14 protein-coding genes are annotated in these 16918 nt (G+C 67.2%); 7 read left to right on the plus strand and 7 right to left on the minus strand.

The window, feature by feature from the left end:
* Positions 1-4 precede the first annotated feature (4 nt).
* Entirely contained in the window at positions 5-1390 is a 1386-nt protein-coding gene (locus AC1DNG_RS02770; RefSeq protein ID WP_476858579.1) for an acetyl-CoA C-acetyltransferase, read from the minus strand.
* Between the two features lie 61 nt (positions 1391-1451).
* On the opposite strand from AC1DNG_RS02770, the gene AC1DNG_RS02775 reads away from it, so the two are divergent.
* Both AC1DNG_RS02775 and AC1DNG_RS02780 read left to right on the plus strand, forming a co-directional pair.
* Complete coding sequence (locus AC1DNG_RS02775; RefSeq protein ID WP_476855897.1) at positions 1452-2192, plus strand: TetR family transcriptional regulator; 741 nt, start codon at positions 1452-1454, stop codon at positions 2190-2192.
* 75 nt (positions 2193-2267) lie between these two features.
* A complete protein-coding gene (locus AC1DNG_RS02780; RefSeq protein WP_476886558.1) occupies positions 2268-4448 on the plus strand; it encodes an acyl-CoA dehydrogenase family protein in 2181 nt (726 codons plus the stop codon).
* A 125-nt stretch (positions 4449-4573) separates the two neighbouring features.
* Here the strand turns inward: AC1DNG_RS02780 and glgA are convergent, their stop codons facing one another.
* On the minus strand, positions 4574-5779 hold the full coding sequence (glgA, locus tag AC1DNG_RS02785) for a glycogen synthase (protein ID WP_476850944.1): 1206 nt from the start codon (positions 5777-5779) through the stop codon (positions 4574-4576).
* 102 nt (positions 5780-5881) lie between these two features.
* Here glgA and glgC point away from each other — a divergent pair, with 102 nt between their 5' ends.
* From glgC to AC1DNG_RS02800, 3 genes are all read left to right on the plus strand, one after another.
* The gene (glgC, locus tag AC1DNG_RS02790) at positions 5882-7297 is read left to right on the plus strand and encodes a glucose-1-phosphate adenylyltransferase (protein WP_476850945.1); all 1416 of its coding nucleotides are present in this window, start codon (positions 5882-5884) and stop codon (positions 7295-7297) included.
* A gap of 61 nt (positions 7298-7358) precedes the next feature.
* Complete coding sequence (locus AC1DNG_RS02795; RefSeq protein WP_476886559.1) at positions 7359-8867, plus strand: SDR family NAD(P)-dependent oxidoreductase; 1509 nt, start codon at positions 7359-7361, stop codon at positions 8865-8867.
* A 96-nt stretch (positions 8868-8963) separates the two neighbouring features.
* On the plus strand, positions 8964-9431 hold the full coding sequence (locus tag AC1DNG_RS02800) for a pyridoxamine 5'-phosphate oxidase family protein (protein ID WP_079549614.1): 468 nt from the start codon (positions 8964-8966) through the stop codon (positions 9429-9431).
* A 34-nt stretch (positions 9432-9465) separates the two neighbouring features.
* On the opposite strand, the gene AC1DNG_RS02805 is transcribed toward AC1DNG_RS02800, so the two are convergent.
* On the minus strand, positions 9466-9909 hold the full coding sequence (locus AC1DNG_RS02805; protein WP_476886560.1) for a universal stress protein: 444 nt from the start codon (positions 9907-9909) through the stop codon (positions 9466-9468).
* 309 nt (positions 9910-10218) lie between these two features.
* Between AC1DNG_RS02805 and AC1DNG_RS02810 the strand changes: the two genes are divergently transcribed.
* Complete coding sequence (locus AC1DNG_RS02810) at positions 10219-10950, plus strand: response regulator (protein WP_026538734.1); 732 nt, start codon at positions 10219-10221, stop codon at positions 10948-10950.
* A gap of 33 nt (positions 10951-10983) precedes the next feature.
* On the opposite strand, the gene AC1DNG_RS02815 is transcribed toward AC1DNG_RS02810, so the two are convergent.
* Complete coding sequence (locus AC1DNG_RS02815) at positions 10984-12684, minus strand: GAF domain-containing sensor histidine kinase (RefSeq protein ID WP_476886561.1); 1701 nt, start codon at positions 12682-12684, stop codon at positions 10984-10986.
* A 157-nt stretch (positions 12685-12841) separates the two neighbouring features.
* Here AC1DNG_RS02815 and AC1DNG_RS02820 point away from each other — a divergent pair, with 157 nt between their 5' ends.
* Positions 12842-13339: a pyridoxamine 5'-phosphate oxidase family protein gene (locus AC1DNG_RS02820; protein ID WP_476850950.1), complete on the plus strand. Its 498-nt coding sequence runs from the start codon at positions 12842-12844 to the stop codon at positions 13337-13339.
* Between the two features lie 107 nt (positions 13340-13446).
* Here AC1DNG_RS02820 and AC1DNG_RS02825 read toward each other — a convergent pair whose 3' ends face one another.
* From AC1DNG_RS02825 to AC1DNG_RS02835, 3 genes are read right to left on the minus strand one after another with little or no spacing between them, the layout of a single operon-like run.
* A complete protein-coding gene (locus tag AC1DNG_RS02825; protein WP_476849649.1) occupies positions 13447-14298 on the minus strand; it encodes a transglutaminase family protein in 852 nt (283 codons plus the stop codon).
* Entirely contained in the window at positions 14295-15221 is a 927-nt protein-coding gene (locus AC1DNG_RS02830) for an alpha-E domain-containing protein (RefSeq protein WP_026266338.1), read from the minus strand. The genes AC1DNG_RS02825 and AC1DNG_RS02830 overlap by 4 nt, the downstream gene beginning before the upstream one ends.
* Positions 15214-16815, minus strand: a complete 1602-nt coding sequence (locus tag AC1DNG_RS02835; protein ID WP_476849648.1) for a circularly permuted type 2 ATP-grasp protein — start codon at positions 16813-16815, stop codon at positions 15214-15216. The genes AC1DNG_RS02830 and AC1DNG_RS02835 overlap by 8 nt, the downstream gene beginning before the upstream one ends.
* Positions 16816-16918: the final 103 nt, after the last annotated feature.

Below are 16918 nucleotides of genomic sequence, written 5' to 3' on the forward strand. Positions count from 1 at the left end.
CTCCCTAGAGTGCTTCGAGGATTGCGACGACGCCCTGGCCGCCGGCGGCGCAAATGGACACGAGGCCGCGGGCCGGACGCCCGTTGACGTCGCCCTTTTCGTGCAGCATTTTCGCCAGCGAGGCCACGATCCTGCCACCCGTGGCCGCAAACGGGTGTCCGGCGGCCAGCGAGGAGCCATTGACGTTCAACTTGGCCCGGTCGATGCTGCCGAAGGCGCCGTCCAGGCCCAGGCGGGTGCGGCCGAATTCGTCGTCCTCCCACGCAGCGAGGGTGCTCAGCACCGTGCCGGCGAAAGCCTCGTGGATCTCAAAGAAATCGATGTCCGCGAGGCTGAGATTGTGGCGTGCGAGGAGCCGGGGCACCGCGAAGGCCGGGGCCATGAGCAGCCCGTCTTTGCCGTGGACAAAGTCGACGGCGGCAGCCTCGCCGTCGATCACCGCGGCGAGCTTGGGGAGGTCGTGGGCGTCGGCCCATTCCTCGGACGCCAGCAGAACGGTGGAGGCGCCATCTGTCAGCGGGGTGGAATTGCCGGCCGTCATGGTCGCCTCGGCGCCCAGGTTCTTGCCGAAAACGGGCTTGAGGGTGGCCAGTTTCTCCGGGCTCGTGTCGGCGCGCAGGTTGGAGTCGCGGCTCAGTCCCCGGTAGGGGGTCAGGAGGTCATCGAAGAAGCCGGCGTCGTAGGCCGCGGCCAGGTTCCGGTGGCTGTTGAAGGCCAGCTCGTCCTGGGCCTCGCGGGTGATCTTCCACTGCGCCGTGGTCAGCGCCTGGTGCTCGCCCATCGACAGGCCGGTGCGCGGCTCCCCCGTGTTCGGTGCATCGGGAGCCAGATCCTTGGGACGGAGCCGGCTGAGGACCTGCAGTTTCCGGGACATCGTCCTGGCGCGGTTGAGGTCAAGGAGCACCTCGCGGAGTCCCTCGCTGACGGCGATGGGGGCGTCAGAGGCAGAGTCGACGCCGCCGGCGATCGCGGAATCGATCTGGCCCAGCTTGATCTTGTTCGCCAGGCCAAGCACCGTTTCCAGGCCGGTGGCGCAGGCCTGCTGGAGGTCATACGCCGGGGTCTCGGCGGAGAGGGCCGAGCCGAGCACCGCTTCCCGGGTGAGGTTGAAATCCCGGGAGTGCTTGAGGACCGCCCCCGCCGCGACTTCCCCGATCCGCTCGTCCTGCAGGCCGAAGCGGGCGATCAGGCCATCCAGGGCGGCCGTGAGCATGTCCTGGTTGGAGGACTTCGTGTACGCGCCTCCGGTCCGGGCGAACGGGATGCGGTTGCCACCCACGACCACGGCCTTGCGGAGTTGCGCCGGGCCCGCGCCGGCGTGCTGTGTCTTCCCGGCGGCGGGTGCGGCGGCTGGCTGGGGGCGGGGCACTGACTGTCCGTTGACGGACATGGGCTGTCTCCTTCGATCAAAGCGATTACCGATACCCAGCGTACCTGATACGCTGGGTATCGTGAACATCCCCAAAGCCGCCGTGCCCGCCGGGCAGGCCGCCGTCGACGGCCGCGCTTCCCGCTGGCAGTCCCACCGCGAGGAACGGCGGCGGGAGCTGATCAAGTCCGCCCGGAAAGCGGTGCATGCCCTCGGCAGCGACGCATCCATGGAGGACATTGCCGCAGCCGCGGGAACGTCGAAGTCCGTGTTCTACCGCTATTTCGGCGACAAAGCCGGACTCCAGCAGGCCGTGGGCGAGGTGGTCCTGAGCCAGATGCAGCGGCGCATCCAGGAGGCGGCCCAGAGCGCCCAGACGCCCCGCGAAGGCCTGTTCGCCATGGTGTCCGCGTACCTGCAAATGGCCGAGACCAGCCCGAATGTCTACACGTTCGTGACGCGACATGCTTCCGGCGAGGCCGAAACGGCCGGCCCGTCCATGTCCACGGCGGGAGCCTTGAGCCACTTCTTCGCCGCCATCAGCGACATGATTGCCCGGCCGATGCGCAGCCATCTGGGCGGCGGCCAGGACAAGGAAGCCGTGATCGGCTACTGGCCCAACGCCGCGATCGGCCTGGTCCGGAATGCCGGCGAACAGTGGCTCGCCAGCCCGCCCGGGCCGGCCAAGCCCGGCCAGGAGGCCATGGCGCGGCAGATCACGGATTGGCTCTGCTTCGGCATCGCCCCCGAGCTGCAGGCACCTCCTCCCGCAGAAGCAGCACAAACGGAACGAACAGACCCGGCAGGCCAGGGCGCGCCGTAGCAGCGGCACACCGGCCCCCGCCCGCGACCTGAACTGTCAGCACTAAAGATTGTCAGAACCACAGAAGGAAACGACATGACTGAACTAGCCGACCGCACCACCGGCAACGCACCCCGGCGCCGGCCGCAACCACAACAGCCGGCGGCAACCACGGCAACCGGCCGTTCCGGCCAGCCCGGTACCCCTGAGGCGCCCGCCGTCGACGTCGCGGCCCTTGGCGAACAGCTGCTCGGCAAGTGGGCCGACATCCGGCTGAAGTCCAGGGGCCTCGCCGGCCGCCCGGAACTGCACAAGATCGAGGGCCAGACCCACACAGAACACCGCCGGCGCGTCTTCGGGCAGCTCAGGATCCTGGTGGATAACGGGGCCGTCCACCGCGCCTTCCCGGAGTCCGTGGGCGGCTCCGATGACCACGGCGGCAACGTGGCCGGCTTCCAGGAACTGGTCATCGCCGACCCGTCGCTGCAGATCAAGGCCGGCGTGCAGTGGGGCCTGTTCGGCTCCGCAGTGAACCACCTCGGCACCGCGGAACACCACGAGAAATGGCTGCCCGGCATCATGAGCCTGGAGATCCCGGGTTGCTTCGCCATGACCGAGACCGGGCACGGCTCCGACGTGGCCAGCATTGCCACCACCGCCACCTATGACCCCGCCGCCGGGGAGTTCGTGGTCCACACACCGTTCCGGGCAGCGTGGAAGGACTACATCGGCAACGCCGCCACCGATGGCCTGGCCGCCGTCGTGTTCGCCCAACTGGTGACAAAGGGCGTCAACCACGGCGTGCACGCGTTCTACATGGACCTCCGGGACCCCGGGACCAAGGACTTCCTGCCGGGCATCGGGGGCGAGGACGATGGGGTCAAGGGCGGCCTGAACGGCATCGACAACGGCCGGATTCACTTCACGAACGTCCGGATTCCCCGCACCAACCTCCTGAACCGCTACGGCGACGTCGACCCCGAGGGCAACTACACGTCCCCCATCGCCAGCCCGGGCCGCCGCTTCTTCACCATGCTAGGCACGCTGGTCCAGGGCCGGGTCTCCCTCGACGGAGCCGCCGTGACGGCGTCGAAGCTGGCCCTGAAGACCGCCATCCAGTACGCCACCGAACGCCGGCAGTTCAATGCCTCCTCCCAGACCGACGAGGAAGTGCTGCTGGACTACCAGCGGCACCAGCGCCGGCTCTTCACCCGGCTGGCCACCACGTACGCCGCCAGCTTCGCCAGCGAGCAACTGCTGCAGAAATTCGACGATGTCTTCTCCGGCCGCCACGACACTGACCAGGACCGCCAGGACCTCGAAACCCTGGCCGCGGCCCTGAAGCCGCTGAGCACCTGGCACGCCCTGGATACGCTGCAGGAATGCCGCGAGGCCTGCGGTGGTGCCGGATTCCTGATCGAGAACCGGTTCGCCTCGCTCCGCGCCGACCTCGACGTCTACGCCACGTTCGAAGGCGACAACACCGTCCTGCTGCAGCTGGTCGCCAAGCGCCTGCTGGCGGACTACGCCAAGGAATTCCGCACCGTCAACGTCGGCGTGCTGGCCCGCTATGTCGTGGGCCAGGCCACCGGTGCGGCAATCCACCGCACCGGACTGCGCGGCGTCGCCCAGTTCGTGGCCGACACCGGATCAGTGCAGAAAGCGGCGCTGGCGATCAAGGACGAAGCAAGCCAGCGGACCCTGCTCACGGACCGCGTCCAGACCATGGTCGCGGAGGTGGCCACGGCCCTCAAGGGCGCGAACAAGCTCCCGCAGCAGCAGGGCGCCGCCTTGTTCAACGCCCACCAGCACGAACTCATCGAAGCCGCCCAGGCCCATGCGGAGCTGCTGCAGTGGGAGGCCTTTACGGAAGCCCTCGGCAAGGTGACAGACCCGGGCACGCACAAAGTCCTGACGTGGCTGCGCGATCTCTTCGGCCTGTCCCTGATCGAGAAGAACCTGTCCTGGTACCTCATGAACGGCAGGCTGTCGATGCAGCGCGGACGCACTGTGGGCGAATACATCAACCGCCTGCTCGTGAAGATCCGTCCGCACGCCTTGGACCTGGTGGACGCGTTCGGGTACGGCCCGGAGCACCTCCGCGCTGAGATCTCCACCGGCGCGGAGAAGGTCCGCCAGGACGAGGCCCGGGACTACTTCCGCAAGCAGCGGGCCAGCGGCCAGGCGCCACTGGACGAAAAGATCCTGCTTGCCCGCGCCGTTCACAGCACAAAAGCTCACGGCACCAAGGCCCAGGGCACCAAGACCCGCGGCTGACCCAGTCGAAATGCGACGGCGGCGCCGCCCCCTCAGCCGGGGCGGCGCCGTCGTCGCAGTGCTGTGACTCTGAAGTGCAGTGACTCCGTGCTGCAGTGACGCTGTGGTGCTGTTCCGTCGCGGGGTCAGGAGCCCTGCTGGAGCACCGAGCGGTAGACCTCGAGCGTGGTCTCCGTGATGGATTCCCAGGAGAAGTGCTCCTCGGCCCGGCGCCGGCCGGCTTCGCCCATGGCGCGGGCCCGGGCAGGATCGGACACCACTTCGATGAGGGCCTCGGCAAAGTCGGTGACGAACTTCTCCGGGTCCAGAGGGATTCCGGTGCCGTCCGTGACCTGCTCGATCGGAACAAGCAGTCCGGTCTTGCCGTGCTCGACGACCTCCGGGATACCGCCGGTGGCGCTGGCCACCACGGCGGCACCGCACGCCATCGCCTCAAGGTTGACGATGCCCAGCGGTTCGTAGATGGACGGGCACGCGAACGCGGTCGCGTGGCTGAGCACCTGGATGACCTCGTTGCGGGGCAGCATCCGCTCGATCAGGATCACGCCGCTGCGCTGGCTCTGCAGCTCCTCGATCAGGCGTGCCGTCTCGGCCGCCAGTTCCGGCGTGTCCGCGGCACCGAGGCACAACACCAGCTGGACGTCGGCCGGGAGCTTGGCGGCGGCCCGCAACAGGTACGGCACGCCCTTCTGCCGGGTGTTCCGGCCCACAAAAACAACGCTGGGGCGCTCCGGATCGATTCCGAGCGGACGGATGATGTCATCAGCCTCGTCCCGGTTCCACTGGCTGACATCGATGCCGTTGTGGACCACCTTGACCTTGGCCGGGTCAACATCCGGATAGCTGCGCAGGATGTCCTGGCGCATGCCTTCCGAGACGGCGATGATGGCGGCCGCGGCCTCGTAGGCGGTCTTTTCCACCCAGGAGGACACCGCGTAGCCGCCACCGAGCTGCTCGGCTTTCCACGGGCGCAGCGGCTCCAGGCTGTGCGCGCTGAGGACATGCGGGATGCCGTGGAGCAGCGACGCGATGTGTCCGGCCATGTTGGCATACCAGGTGTGGGAGTGGACCAGGTCCGCGCCGGCGATGTCCGGAACGATCCTCAGGTCCACCCCGAGGGTCTGGATGGCGGCGTTTGCAGAGCCCAGGTCTTCGGGCACGGGATACGACGTGACGGTCGCTCCGTGATACCCGGGCTCGCGGGGCGCGCCGAAGGCACGCACCTGAAGGTCCACGCGTTGGGCCAGCACTCGGCTGAGCTCGGCCACGTGGACCCCGGCGCCGCCGTAAATTTCCGGCGGGAATTCTTTGGTCACAATATCTATTCGCACATGCACCAAGGTAGTCGTTACGGTGGAACTGATCTAGTGTGAAGACGTTCGGGCATGCCGGACTGTATTGGGGAGTAACGAAGGCGTTCAGGAGCTATCACCATGCCGCATCAAAAGAGAGTTTTGGCAATTGTCCTCGCAGGTGGCGAGGGAAACCGGCTCATGCCGTTGACGGCGGACCGGGCCAAGCCTGGTGTCCCGTTTGCCGGAAGCTACCGGCTCATTGACTTTGCCCTTTCAAATCTTGTGAATTCCCGCTATCTGCAAATTGTGGTGTTGACGCAATACAAGTCCCACAGCCTTGACCGGCACATTTCCGAAACGTGGCGGATGTCCACCCAACTCGGCAACTATGTGGCCTCGGTTCCGGCCCAGCAGCGCGTCGGCAAGAGCTGGTTCCTCGGCAGCGCCAACGCCATTTATCAGTCGCTGAACCTCATTCACGACGCCAACCCCGACATCGTGGTCGTGGTCGGCGCAGACCACGTCTACCGGATGGACTTCTCCCAGATGGTGGCGCAGCACGTCGCGAGCGGTGCCAAGGCCACGGTCGCCGCGGTCCGCCAGCCGCTGCACATGGCGGACCAGTTCGGCGTGATCGAAACCGATGCGGACAACCCGGACAAAATTGCCGCGTTCGTGGAGAAGCCGTCGTCGACTCCCGGCCTCGCGGCCGACCCCAGCCAGTTCCTGGCCTCCATGGGCAACTACGTGTTCGACGCCGATGCCCTGATCGAAGCCCTCCACGTGGACGCCGAGCGCCTCGATACCAAGCACGACATGGGCGGGGACATCATTCCCTACTTCGTGAACCAGGGCGAGGCCGGTGTCTACGACTTCACCCTCAACGACATTCCCGGGTCCACCGAACGCGACCGCACCTACTGGCGCGACGTCGGCACCATCGATTCGTTCTACGACGCCCACATGGACCTGATCTCCCCCGTCCCGGTGTTCAACCTCTACAACTCCGAGTGGCCGATCTACACCCGCCAGACCATCTCCCCGCCGGCCAAGTTTGTCCGCGGCAAGTCCAACACCGTGGGCACGGCACTGGATTCCATCGTGGCCAGCGGCGTCGTCGTCTCCGGCGGCATCGTGGAGGGCTCCGTGCTCTCCAACGACGTCTACGTGGGCACCTCGAGCCGGGTCCTGGACTCGGTCTTGATGGACAAGGTCAATGTCGGCGAAGGCGCCGTGATCAAACGCGCCATCATCGACAAGAACGTCAAGATTCCGGCCGGGGCCACGATCGGGCTCGACCCCGAACTGGACCGAGCCCGCGGGTTCAAGGTCACCGACTCCGGAATCACGGTCCTGTCCAAGGGCCAGCACGTCCCGGACCCCAGCGACGCGGAAAGGGCGCTCTCCGCGGCCAACCTGCGCCTGGTGCCCGACGCCGTCCGCACCGCCACCGAGAACTGGCCCGAGCTGCGGGAGTCCGTGGACAAGGTTGCCGACGTGCAGGCCGCAGCTGTGGGCACAGACGCACCGGTCAAGCACTCACCCACGGCATAGGCAGGCGGGGGCCCGGCAGGCACGTCCGGCCGGGCTCCCCGCACCCTGTAAAATTAGGGCAATGAGCTCCCCCGATCTGTCCTCCGACTTTCCCTCTGCCGAATCTGGTCTTGCCGGGTCTGATCTCGCCGGACTGACCCCGGAGGAAATCCAGGCCTGCCTGAAAGTCCTGAACACGATCCACGCCTATGACGAGGAGCACCCGGACTACGTCTCAGTGCGCCGCGCCACCGGGAAGATGTTCAAGGCCGTCAAGCGCCACCGGCGGGTCAGCAAGCGCGATGAGATCGCCGAGGCGGACCGCGCCGTGATCGCTCAGACGGCGACGGCCGCCCCCGACAGGATCGACGACGAGACGCGCGGCAACAAGCTCGCCACGTCCGCCACCGGGGAAATCGCCGGCCACCTGATCAGGTCCCGGCCCTGCTACATCTGCAAGCAGCACTACACCCAGGTGGATGCCTTCTACCACCAGCTGTGCCCCGAGTGCGCCCTGTTCAGCCACAGCAAGCGCGACGCCCGCACCGATCTCACCGGCCGCAGGGCCCTCCTGACCGGCGGCCGGGCGAAGATCGGCATGTACATCGCGCTCCGGCTCCTCCGGGACGGTGCGCACACCACCATCACCACCCGGTTCCCGAAGGACGCCGCCCGCCGCTTCGCTGCGATGGAGGACAGCGCCGACTGGCTGCACCGGCTCCGGATCGTGGGCATCGACCTCCGCGACCCGTCCCAGGTGATGGCCCTGACGGATTCCCTGGATGCCGCAGGACCGCTGGACATCATCATCAACAACGCGGCCCAGACGGTGCGGCGCTCTGGCAACGCCTACAAGCCGCTCGTCGACGCCGAGGACGAGCCGCTGCCCGCCGCCCTCCAGGCTGCCAACGGGGGTCCGGAGCTTGTCACGTTCGGCCATGCCCACGACAAGCACCCGCTTGCCCTCGCCAGCAGCGTGCTCGACCATCCCGTGCTGGCCGGGGACGCGATCACGTCCCTGGCCCTGTCCACCGGGTCGGCGTCGCTGGAGCGGATTGCCTCCGGCACCGCGATCGACGCGGGCGGACTGGTCCCGGACCTCGCCACCATCAACAGCTGGACCCAGGTGCTGGACGAAGTGGACCCGCTGGAGATGCTCGAAGTGCAGTTGTGCAACGTGACGGCTCCGTTCCTTCTGGTCAGCCGGCTGCGGGGGGCCATGAAGCGCTCCACCGCGCGGCGGAAATACATCGTCAATGTCAGCGCCATGGAAGGCCAGTTCTCCCGCGCCTACAAGGGCCCCGGGCACCCGCACACGAACATGGCCAAGGCGGCGCTGAACATGATGACGCGAACCAGCGCCCAGGAAATGCTCGACGCCGACGGCATCCTCATGACGGCCGTGGACACCGGCTGGATCACGGACGAACGGCCGCACTACACCAAAGTCCGCCTCATGGAAGAGGGCTTCCACGCACCCCTGGACCTCGTTGACGGCGCCGCCCGCGTGTACGACCCCATCGTGATGGGCGAATCCGGCGAGGACCAGTACGGCGTGTTCCTCAAGGACTACAAGCCCAGTCCCTGGTGACCGGCGCCGGCGGGCCGCGGCATCCGTCACTTACGTGTCCGCTGCGGGACCTATGGCCCTAATCGGGGTCCGGGCCGGCCCGTAGTGTGGCTCGACATGGACTCAACCACGCCCTCGCCGGAATACTCGCTGACCATGGACCAGTGCTGGGCGCTGCTCGACACCGAAGTTGTGGGGCGCGTAGCGCTGATCGTAGACAACCATCCGGAGATCTTCCCGGTGAATTTCGTCCTCGAACGGCGGGCGATTGCCTTCCGCACCGCCGGCGGCACGAAGCTGTGGGGCGCGATCACAGGCAAGCCGGTTGCATTCGAGATCGACGGCTACGACGCCCGCGACGAGACGGCCTGGAGCGTAATGGCGCGCGGGGAAGCCGAGGTCATCGAGAGCCAGGAGGAGAAGGACGAAATTGACTCCCTGCTCCTGGAGCCCTGGCAGCCCGGCGAGAAGGCCTACTACGTGCGGGTGGCTCCCAAAGCCCTGACCGGACGACGCTTCAAGGTCAACCGGCCCGACGTGTGGACCACCCGGCTCGCGGATCCGCGCCGGGCCACCTTCGAATAGAACCCCCGGGCACCCTCCCGGCAGGATTGCGGCGTCAGCCGTGTTCTGGCGAGTGGACCACCAGCACCGGGCAATGCGCATGTGCCACACAGGCGGAACTCACAGATCCCAGTAACAGTCCACCGAATCCGCCGTGGCCGCGGCGGCCCAGCACGAGCATGTCCGCGTCTTTGCTCTCCTCGATCAGCATGCGGCGGGGGTGCCCCTGGATGAGGCGGGCCTCGACGTTGTCCGGGGTGTCCGGGCCGAAGGCCTTCGCCACCGCATCGGCCAGGATTTCCCCGGCCCGGACGTCGAAGTCCTCGATGCCGACGGCGACATAGCCGTCGTACACCGGCGGGTAGTCCCAGCATGCCACTGCGACGACCTTGGCGGCCAGGGGCACCGCGAGGGCCTGCGCATGCCGCAACGCGGACACCGAAGCGTCCGAGCCGTCAACGCCTACCACGATCTTCCGGACGTCCCTGACTTCGTTCATCGCAATCCTTTGCCCTCGTACCGGCCGAGCTTCCCGCGCCAGATGGCGACGCTCCCATGATTTCCTTCGGCCGGCATGACGCCTAGGGCCAAAGGGCATGCACGCAGCCCGGCCGGCGGGCCAGCCGAAAACGCTCGGGGCGACTGGCCGGAGGCGGCCTGTTGGGCACTATGACCCTTGTCCGCGCCGCCCCGGTGCACAAGAATGGCAGAGGCTGGGGTCAGCAGACGAAGGACAGCATCTCGTCACAAAGAGCATGGTGTCATTAACAGTATCGAGCGGTCGCGCGAACGGCCGGACGGGAGAATCATGATTGCCTGGGCAGACGCAGGTCTCACTGCACCTGATGGCGGGCAGGCGGTGATCCGCGTCTTTATCCTTGATGATCACGAACTTGTCAGGCGCGGGCTGCAGGAACTTCTCGAAGGCGAGGGGTTTGCCGTCGTCGGCAGTTCCGGATCCGCGGTGGAGGCGACACGGCGGATTCCCGCGCTGCATCCTGATGTCTGTGTGCTGGACGCCCGCCTGCCGGACGGGACCGGCATCGAGGTCTGCCGGGACGTGAGGTCGGTGGACCCGTCCCTGAACTGCATCATCCTGACGAGCTTCGACGACGAACAGGCCCTGCGCGGCGCCGTCCTGGCCGGGGCACGCGGATACGTGCTGAAGGAGATCGGCGGCACGGACCTGATCGGCGCCCTGCGGCGGGCAGCAGCGGGCGAGTCCCTCTTCGAGGAAGGCGTGGCCGCCGGCGTCGTGGACAGCCTGGTGGAGGCCGAAGAGGTCGACCCGCGCACCTCCTCCCTCACGCCCCAGGAACGCAAGGTCCTGGAGCTGGTGGGCGGCGGACTGACCAACCGGCAGATTGCCGCCGAAATGTTCCTGGCGGAAAAGACCGTCAAGAACTATGTGTCGTCCCTGCTGGCCAAGCTCGGATTCGAACGCCGCACGCAGGCAGCCGTCTTCATCGCCAGCCCGGCATTTCCGGCGGCCGCCGGCGGGAGGACCGGCGAAGTAATCCGGCCCCGCAGCGTCGGATAGGCTCCGCGGAAACCGGACCTTCGGGCGTGCCGGTTACAGGGGCACCGACCATTCCAGGCTGGTACCGGAGTCGGGCACGCTCGTGATGGTGCATTCGCCGTCGAGCATGCGCGCCCGGTCCTCGAGGTTGCTTAGCCCGTTGCGTTTTTCGGGTTGAGTGAATCCGGCGCCGTTGTCGCTGATCACCACCGTCACCCTGCCCTTAACGACCGCAACCGAGACCGAGATTGTATCCGCCCCGGAGTGCCGGATGGCGTTGCTGAGCCCCTCGGAAACCACGGCCACGACGTTGTCGGCCTTGTCCGGTGTCACGGCATCCACGGGTCCCGTGATGGTCAGGCGCGGCGGGAACGGCATGGACTTGGACGAACTGCGAGTGACCCGACGGATCCGGCCGCTCAGCAGTTCGATCTCGCCTGTGTTGCTCTTGAGCGAGTAAATGGTGTCGCGCAGGCTGCGGATCGCCTCGTCGAGTTCGCCGGTGATGTTGCGGATGCGCTCCAGCGCCAGATCCTCCTTGGTGAAACGGGTCAGGCTCTGTACGCTCAGCCCGGCGGCGAACAGCCGCTGGATGACGAGGTCATGCAGGTCCCGGGCGATCCTGTCGCGGTCGGTGAAGACCAGAAGCTCCTCGCGCAGCCGGTGCACCCGGGCAAGTTCCAAGGCGAGGGCCACGTGGGAGCCGAAGACGGCCCCCATTTCGATGTCGGTCCGGGCGTAGCGCACCGACTCCTTGTCCCGTGCCAGCAGCAGGAGGCCATGGTGGGCGCCCTGGGTACTCAGGGCCACTGCCAGCAGCGGGCCGGTGACTGCACCGTCGACCTCCCCCAACACTTCGGATGCGTCGTCGAACAGCACTGGCTCGCCGCCTTCGAGGACACCTTCCAGGAGCTTTGACTCCAAATGCAGTGACCGTCCCGAAAACGCCGTGCCGCGCTCACCCGCAACGCCGATCACCACGTGGGCCATGGCGTTGGCGGCGGGGGCCACCAGGAGGGCGAGTGAGGACGTGGACTCCTGGAGCGCGCGGCCGGCTATCGGGTCCAGGCCGCCCGAGGTGTAGTCGCGGTCCGTGCTCAGCATCAGCCCGGAGACGTCCATGCAGGCCTCCAGCCAGCGTGCCCGGCGGCGGGCGTCGTCGTAGAGCCGGGCATTTTCGATGGCGACGCCGGCCGCTGCGGCCAAGGCGACGGCCAGGGCCTCGTCTTCGGCGGAAAAGTCGTCTCCGCCTTCTTTTTCCGTGAGGTAGAGGTTGCCGAACACCACGTCCCGGACGCGGACCGGTACCCCCAGGAAGGACTGCATGGGAGGGTGGTGCGCGGGGAACCCGTAGGCCTCGGGGTGCTTATTCAATTCATGCAGCCGGAGCGGCCGCGGGTCTGTGATCAGGAGGCCGAGGACGCCGTGGCCGGTCGGCAGCGGACCGATCTGACGCGCCAGTTGGCCATCGATGCCGACAGTGATGAAGTGGCTGAGCGCGTGGTCATCACCGATGACGCCAAGGGCGCCGAACCTGGCGTGCAACAACCGGCAGGCCGATTCGACGACGCGTTCCAGGACGGCATCCAGGCTCAGGTCCTCGGCCAGGGCGACGACGGCTTCCAGCAGGCCGGTGATGCGTTCCTTGGATTGGAGCAGCTCTTCCGTCCGGGCGCCGAACCCCATCAGCAGTTCCTCAACGACGGGATTTGGTTCGGACACGGTATGGCCTGAGCCCTCACCCGCTGAATGCATGTCATTGCCCCCATTCGCTCCGGCCAATGTAGACGCTGACGGCCTTTTGCCAGAATACCGCGAACCACTCAGGAAAGCCTCAGAATTCGCAGATTAACCCGGCGGCTGGGTCCATTTGCCCTAGCCGCCGTCAGCCCGGCCGCGTACGCTCGCCGGCATGAGCACTGAATCGAGCCCGGGCCGTCACGAGCCAAAGGACCAGACCCACGCCGTCGAAGACCTCGACCACCACGAATGCTGGCGGCTGTTGCGCAGCGTCTCCGTCGGCAGGCTGGCGGTCTGGGTGGACGACCATCCCGACATTTTCCCCATTAACTACAAAGTGGACCACGGCACGCTGGTGTTCCGCACCGCGGAGGGCACCAAGCTGCAGGCGGCCACAGGCGGCACGCCGGTGGCGCTGGAGGCCGACGGCATCAATGCTGACACCGGAGTCGCCTGGAGCGTCGTCATCAAGGGCCAGGCCGCGCCGGTGCAGAACCCCCAGGAAGTCATGGACACGGTGGGCCTGTTGCTGTTCCCGTGGCAGGCCGGAAAGAAGGAACATTTCGTCCGGATTGCGCCGGACACCGTCACGGGCCGGCGGTTCAAGGTGGTGCCGCCCCAGACGTGGTGGACGCCGTTGGACGACGCCACGCGCTCCGGCCTCGAATAACCCCCCACCCCCCCCAAAAAAAACACATCTTGCGCCATCAGATCGGGCTGCCCTGAGGGCCTCAGGGCAGCCCGATCTGATAGCGCAACGTGGGGCGCGGCGTGCGGTCAGGCGACGCGGGTGATCTCCACGCTGACGCTGAGGGCCGATCCCCCGCCGCCGGACAGGATGCCCTTGAGCGGCGGCACGTCGCGGTAGTCGCGGCCCCGGGCCACGGTGACGTGGAAGTCCCCCGCGGGTTTGTGGTTGGTCGGGTCCCAGCTGCGCCATTCGCCGTCCCACCACTCGAGCCACGCATGCGACTGGCCGGCGACTGTCTCGCCGAGCTCCGCCGTCGAACGCGGGTGAAGGTAACCGGACACGTAGCGGGCCGGGATACCGCAGCTGCGCAGTGACCCGATGGCGAGGTGCGCCAGGTCCTGGCAGACGCCCTGCCGCTGGTTCCACGCCTGTTCGGCGTTGGTGGTGACGCCGGTGGAGCCCTTCATGTAGGTCATTTCACCGCGCATCCAGGCAAAGACCGCCATGGCGGCCTCGTGCGGTGATTTCCCGTCGACGACGCCGGGAATGATGGCGAGCACCTCGGAGCCGGGACCTGTCAGCTGGGACTGGGGAATCCAGTCGCTGAACTGGTTCAGGGTTTCCGGTGCGGCCAGGACGTCCCAGCCGACGATGTCGGCCTCGGTTGCGATCTTCTCGACCCGGTGCACCTCGACGGTGGTGGTGGACAGCACCTCGAGGTGCTCGTGCGGCATCTGCATGTCGAAGGCGGTCACCCGGGTGCCCCAGTAGTCGCGGTAGCTGCTCAGGGCCGCCTGTGAGGGCGAAACCTTCATGGAGGACTCAAGTACCACCTGCTGCGGGTCCGTCAGCGGGGTCATCCGGGCCTCGTTGTAGGACAGGGTCACGCGTTTGTTGTACTTGTAGGCCGTCTTGTGAACGATGTTCAGCCGGGTCATGAAACTTCTCCCACCCAGGCCAGTTCGTCTGCCTGATTGAAGTACTTACGGGAAATGGCGTCCGAGGCCTGCGACACGGCCTTTTGCACACGCTCCATGTGCTCCGGCAGCTCCGACATGAGGTCATCGGTGCGGTGGAACTCCAGGAAGGTGCGGGCCTGCCCGACGATCCGGCGGGCGTCGTTGATGAAGCCGACGCGCTGGGCCGAGGGGTCGAGCTTCGCCAGGCACTCGTCGGCGTCGCGCAGCGCGTAGACGATGGACCGCGGGAACAGCCGGTCCAGCAGCAGGAATTCGGCCGCGTGCTGGTCCCCGAACGCAGCCCGGCGGGTCCGCAGGAAGGATTCGTAGGCCCCGGCGCAGCGGAGCATGTTCACCCAGGACATGCCGGCCGAGAGGACATCTCGGGTGGAGAGCATGCGCGCGGTCATGTCCGCACGCTCCAGCGACCGGCCCAGGACCAGGAACTGCCAGCTCTCGTCGTGGCTGACGGTGGTGTCGGCGAGGCCGCTGACCATGGCGGTGCGCTCCAGGACCCAGTTGCAGAACCGGTAGGTGCCCACCACGTCCTTGCGGTGCTGGTTGAGCCCGTAGTAGGTCGTGTTGAGGCTTTCCCAGAGCCCGGAGGAGACGGTCTCGCGGGCTCGGCGGGCGTTTTCCCGTGCAGCACCGAGGGAACCGGCAATGGAGGTGGCACTCTGCTTGTCGTAGGCGAGGGCGTTGAGCAGTTCGGGCAGGCCGAAATCGTCGCTTTGTGCGCGGGCACCCATGACGGCGAGGAGTTCCTGCGCCACGCTGCGCTGTTCCTCCATGGGAAGATGGTTGAGCCGTTCGAGGTGGACGTCGAGGATCCGGGCGGTGCCGTCGGCCCGTTCCACGTAGCGGCCGATCCAAAACAGTGACTCGGCAATACGGCTAAGCATTCGCGGTTACCTCCTGCGCGTCAGAAATCTGCTGCTGCTGCTGTTGCTGCTCTTTCTGGCTGTCGCGCCAGTTGCTCTCCACCGGCCAGACCGAAACCCGCTCGCGGACTGCGATGGTGGGCCGTGGGATCACTTCGACGGGGACCTGCGGGGAATCGGCCAGGACCCACGTGTCCTTGGAACCGCCGCCCTGGCTGGAATTGACGATCAGCGATCCCTCCTTGAGCGCCACGCGGGTCAGTCCGCCGGGGAGAACCCAGACGTCCTCGCCGTCGTTGACGGCGAAGGGGCGCAGGTCCACGTGCCGGGGGCCGAACTTGTCGCCGCTGAGCGTCGGCACCGTGGACAGCTGCAGGACCGGCTGGGCGATCCATCCGCGGGGGTCGGCGATGATCCGCTTGCGCAGGGCGTCGAGTTCGTCCCTGGACGCGTCCGGGCCGATCACGAGGCCCTTGCCGCCCGAGCCGTCCACCGGTTTGACCACGAGCTCGTCCAGGCGGTCCAGGACGTGTTCCCGGGCCTCCTTCTCTTCGAGCCGGAACGTGTCCACGTTGGCGATCACGGGCTCCTCGTTGAGGTAGTACCGGATGAGGTCGGGCACGTAGCTGTAGACCAGCTTGTCATCGGCGACGCCGTTGCCCACGGCGTTGGCGATCGTGACGCCGCCGGCGCGGGCGGCGTTGACCAGGCCGGGGCAGCCGAGCATGGAGTCGGCACGGAACTGCAGCGGGTCCAGGAATTCGTCGTCGATGCGTTTGTAGATGACGTCTACGCGCTGCTCGCCCGCGGTGGTGCGCATGTAGACCCGGTTGCCGCGGCAGATGAGGTCGCGGCCCTCGACGAGTTCGACACCCATGAGTCCGGCGAGCAGGGTGTGCTCGAAGTAGGCGCTGTTGAACACGCCGGGGGTCAGGACCACCACGGTGGGATCGTCGACGCCGGAGGGCGCCGTCTTCCGCAGGGCGGACAGGAGCCGGCGGGGGTACTCCTCGACCGGGCGGATGAGCTGCTGGCCGAAAGCCTCGGGCAGGCCCTTGGCCATGGCCCGGCGGTTCTCGAGGACGTAGCTGACGCCCGAGGGTACGCGCACATTGTCCTCCAGGACCCGGAACGTGCCCTCGGCGTCGCGGACGACGTCGATTCCGGAAATGTGGACCCGGACGCCGCCGGCCGGCTCAAAGCCGTGCACCTGGCGGTGGAAGTGCGCGCTCGTCGTGACGAGCTGGCGCGGGATGACGCCGTCGGACACCACGGTCATCTTGTCGTAGACGTCATTGAGGAAGGCTTCAAGGGCGCGGACGCGCTGGGCCACACCGCGTTCCAGGACGCTCCACTCATCGGCGGGGATCACGCGGGGGACGATGTCCAGGGGGAAGGGCCGTTCCTCACCCGCGAAGTCGAAGGTCACGCCGCGGTCCAGGAAGGTCCGGGCCATGGAATCGGCGCGGGCGCTGACGTCAGCCAACGAGAGTTCGCGCAGGGCCAGGGCCACCTGCCCGTAAGATCTCCGGGCCTGCTGGCCGGGGGCAAACATCTCGTCGTAGGCGCCGGTGCGGCCGGCGGCCTCGGAGTATTCCTGGAATAGGTCAGACATGGTCACTAGCCAACCACTTTTTTGTTGCGAAATCATTTCGGCGGCCCGCGGCGCGGCGCTCAGTGCTGGCCGCGCAGTCCGGGCCGCCTGCCGGGACGGCCGC

Source organism: Arthrobacter sp. 01T425 (assembly GCF_056398725.1).

Excerpts from the sequence above, each read along its gene's own strand:
- AC1DNG_RS02770 (WP_476858579.1), bottom strand. The coding sequence starts at position 1,390 with ATGTCCGTCAACGGACAGTCAGTGCCCCGCCCCCAGCCAGCCGCCGCA.
- AC1DNG_RS02780 (WP_476886558.1), top strand. The coding sequence starts at position 2,268 with ATGACTGAACTAGCCGACCGCACCACCGGCAACGCACCCCGGCGCCGG.
- glgC (WP_476850945.1), top strand. The coding sequence starts at position 5,882 with ATGCCGCATCAAAAGAGAGTTTTGGCAATTGTCCTCGCAGGTGGCGAG.
- AC1DNG_RS02795 (WP_476886559.1), top strand. The coding sequence starts at position 7,359 with ATGAGCTCCCCCGATCTGTCCTCCGACTTTCCCTCTGCCGAATCTGGT.
- AC1DNG_RS02800 (WP_079549614.1), top strand. The coding sequence starts at position 8,964 with ATGGACTCAACCACGCCCTCGCCGGAATACTCGCTGACCATGGACCAG.
- AC1DNG_RS02805 (WP_476886560.1), bottom strand. The coding sequence starts at position 9,909 with ATGAACGAAGTCAGGGACGTCCGGAAGATCGTGGTAGGCGTTGACGGC.
- AC1DNG_RS02810 (WP_026538734.1), top strand. The coding sequence starts at position 10,219 with ATGATTGCCTGGGCAGACGCAGGTCTCACTGCACCTGATGGCGGGCAG.
- AC1DNG_RS02815 (WP_476886561.1), bottom strand. The coding sequence starts at position 12,684 with ATGCATTCAGCGGGTGAGGGCTCAGGCCATACCGTGTCCGAACCAAAT.
- AC1DNG_RS02820 (WP_476850950.1), top strand. The coding sequence starts at position 12,842 with ATGAGCACTGAATCGAGCCCGGGCCGTCACGAGCCAAAGGACCAGACC.
- AC1DNG_RS02825 (WP_476849649.1), bottom strand. The coding sequence starts at position 14,298 with ATGACCCGGCTGAACATCGTTCACAAGACGGCCTACAAGTACAACAAA.
- AC1DNG_RS02830 (WP_026266338.1), bottom strand. The coding sequence starts at position 15,221 with ATGCTTAGCCGTATTGCCGAGTCACTGTTTTGGATCGGCCGCTACGTG.
- AC1DNG_RS02835 (WP_476849648.1), bottom strand. The coding sequence starts at position 16,815 with ATGTCTGACCTATTCCAGGAATACTCCGAGGCCGCCGGCCGCACCGGC.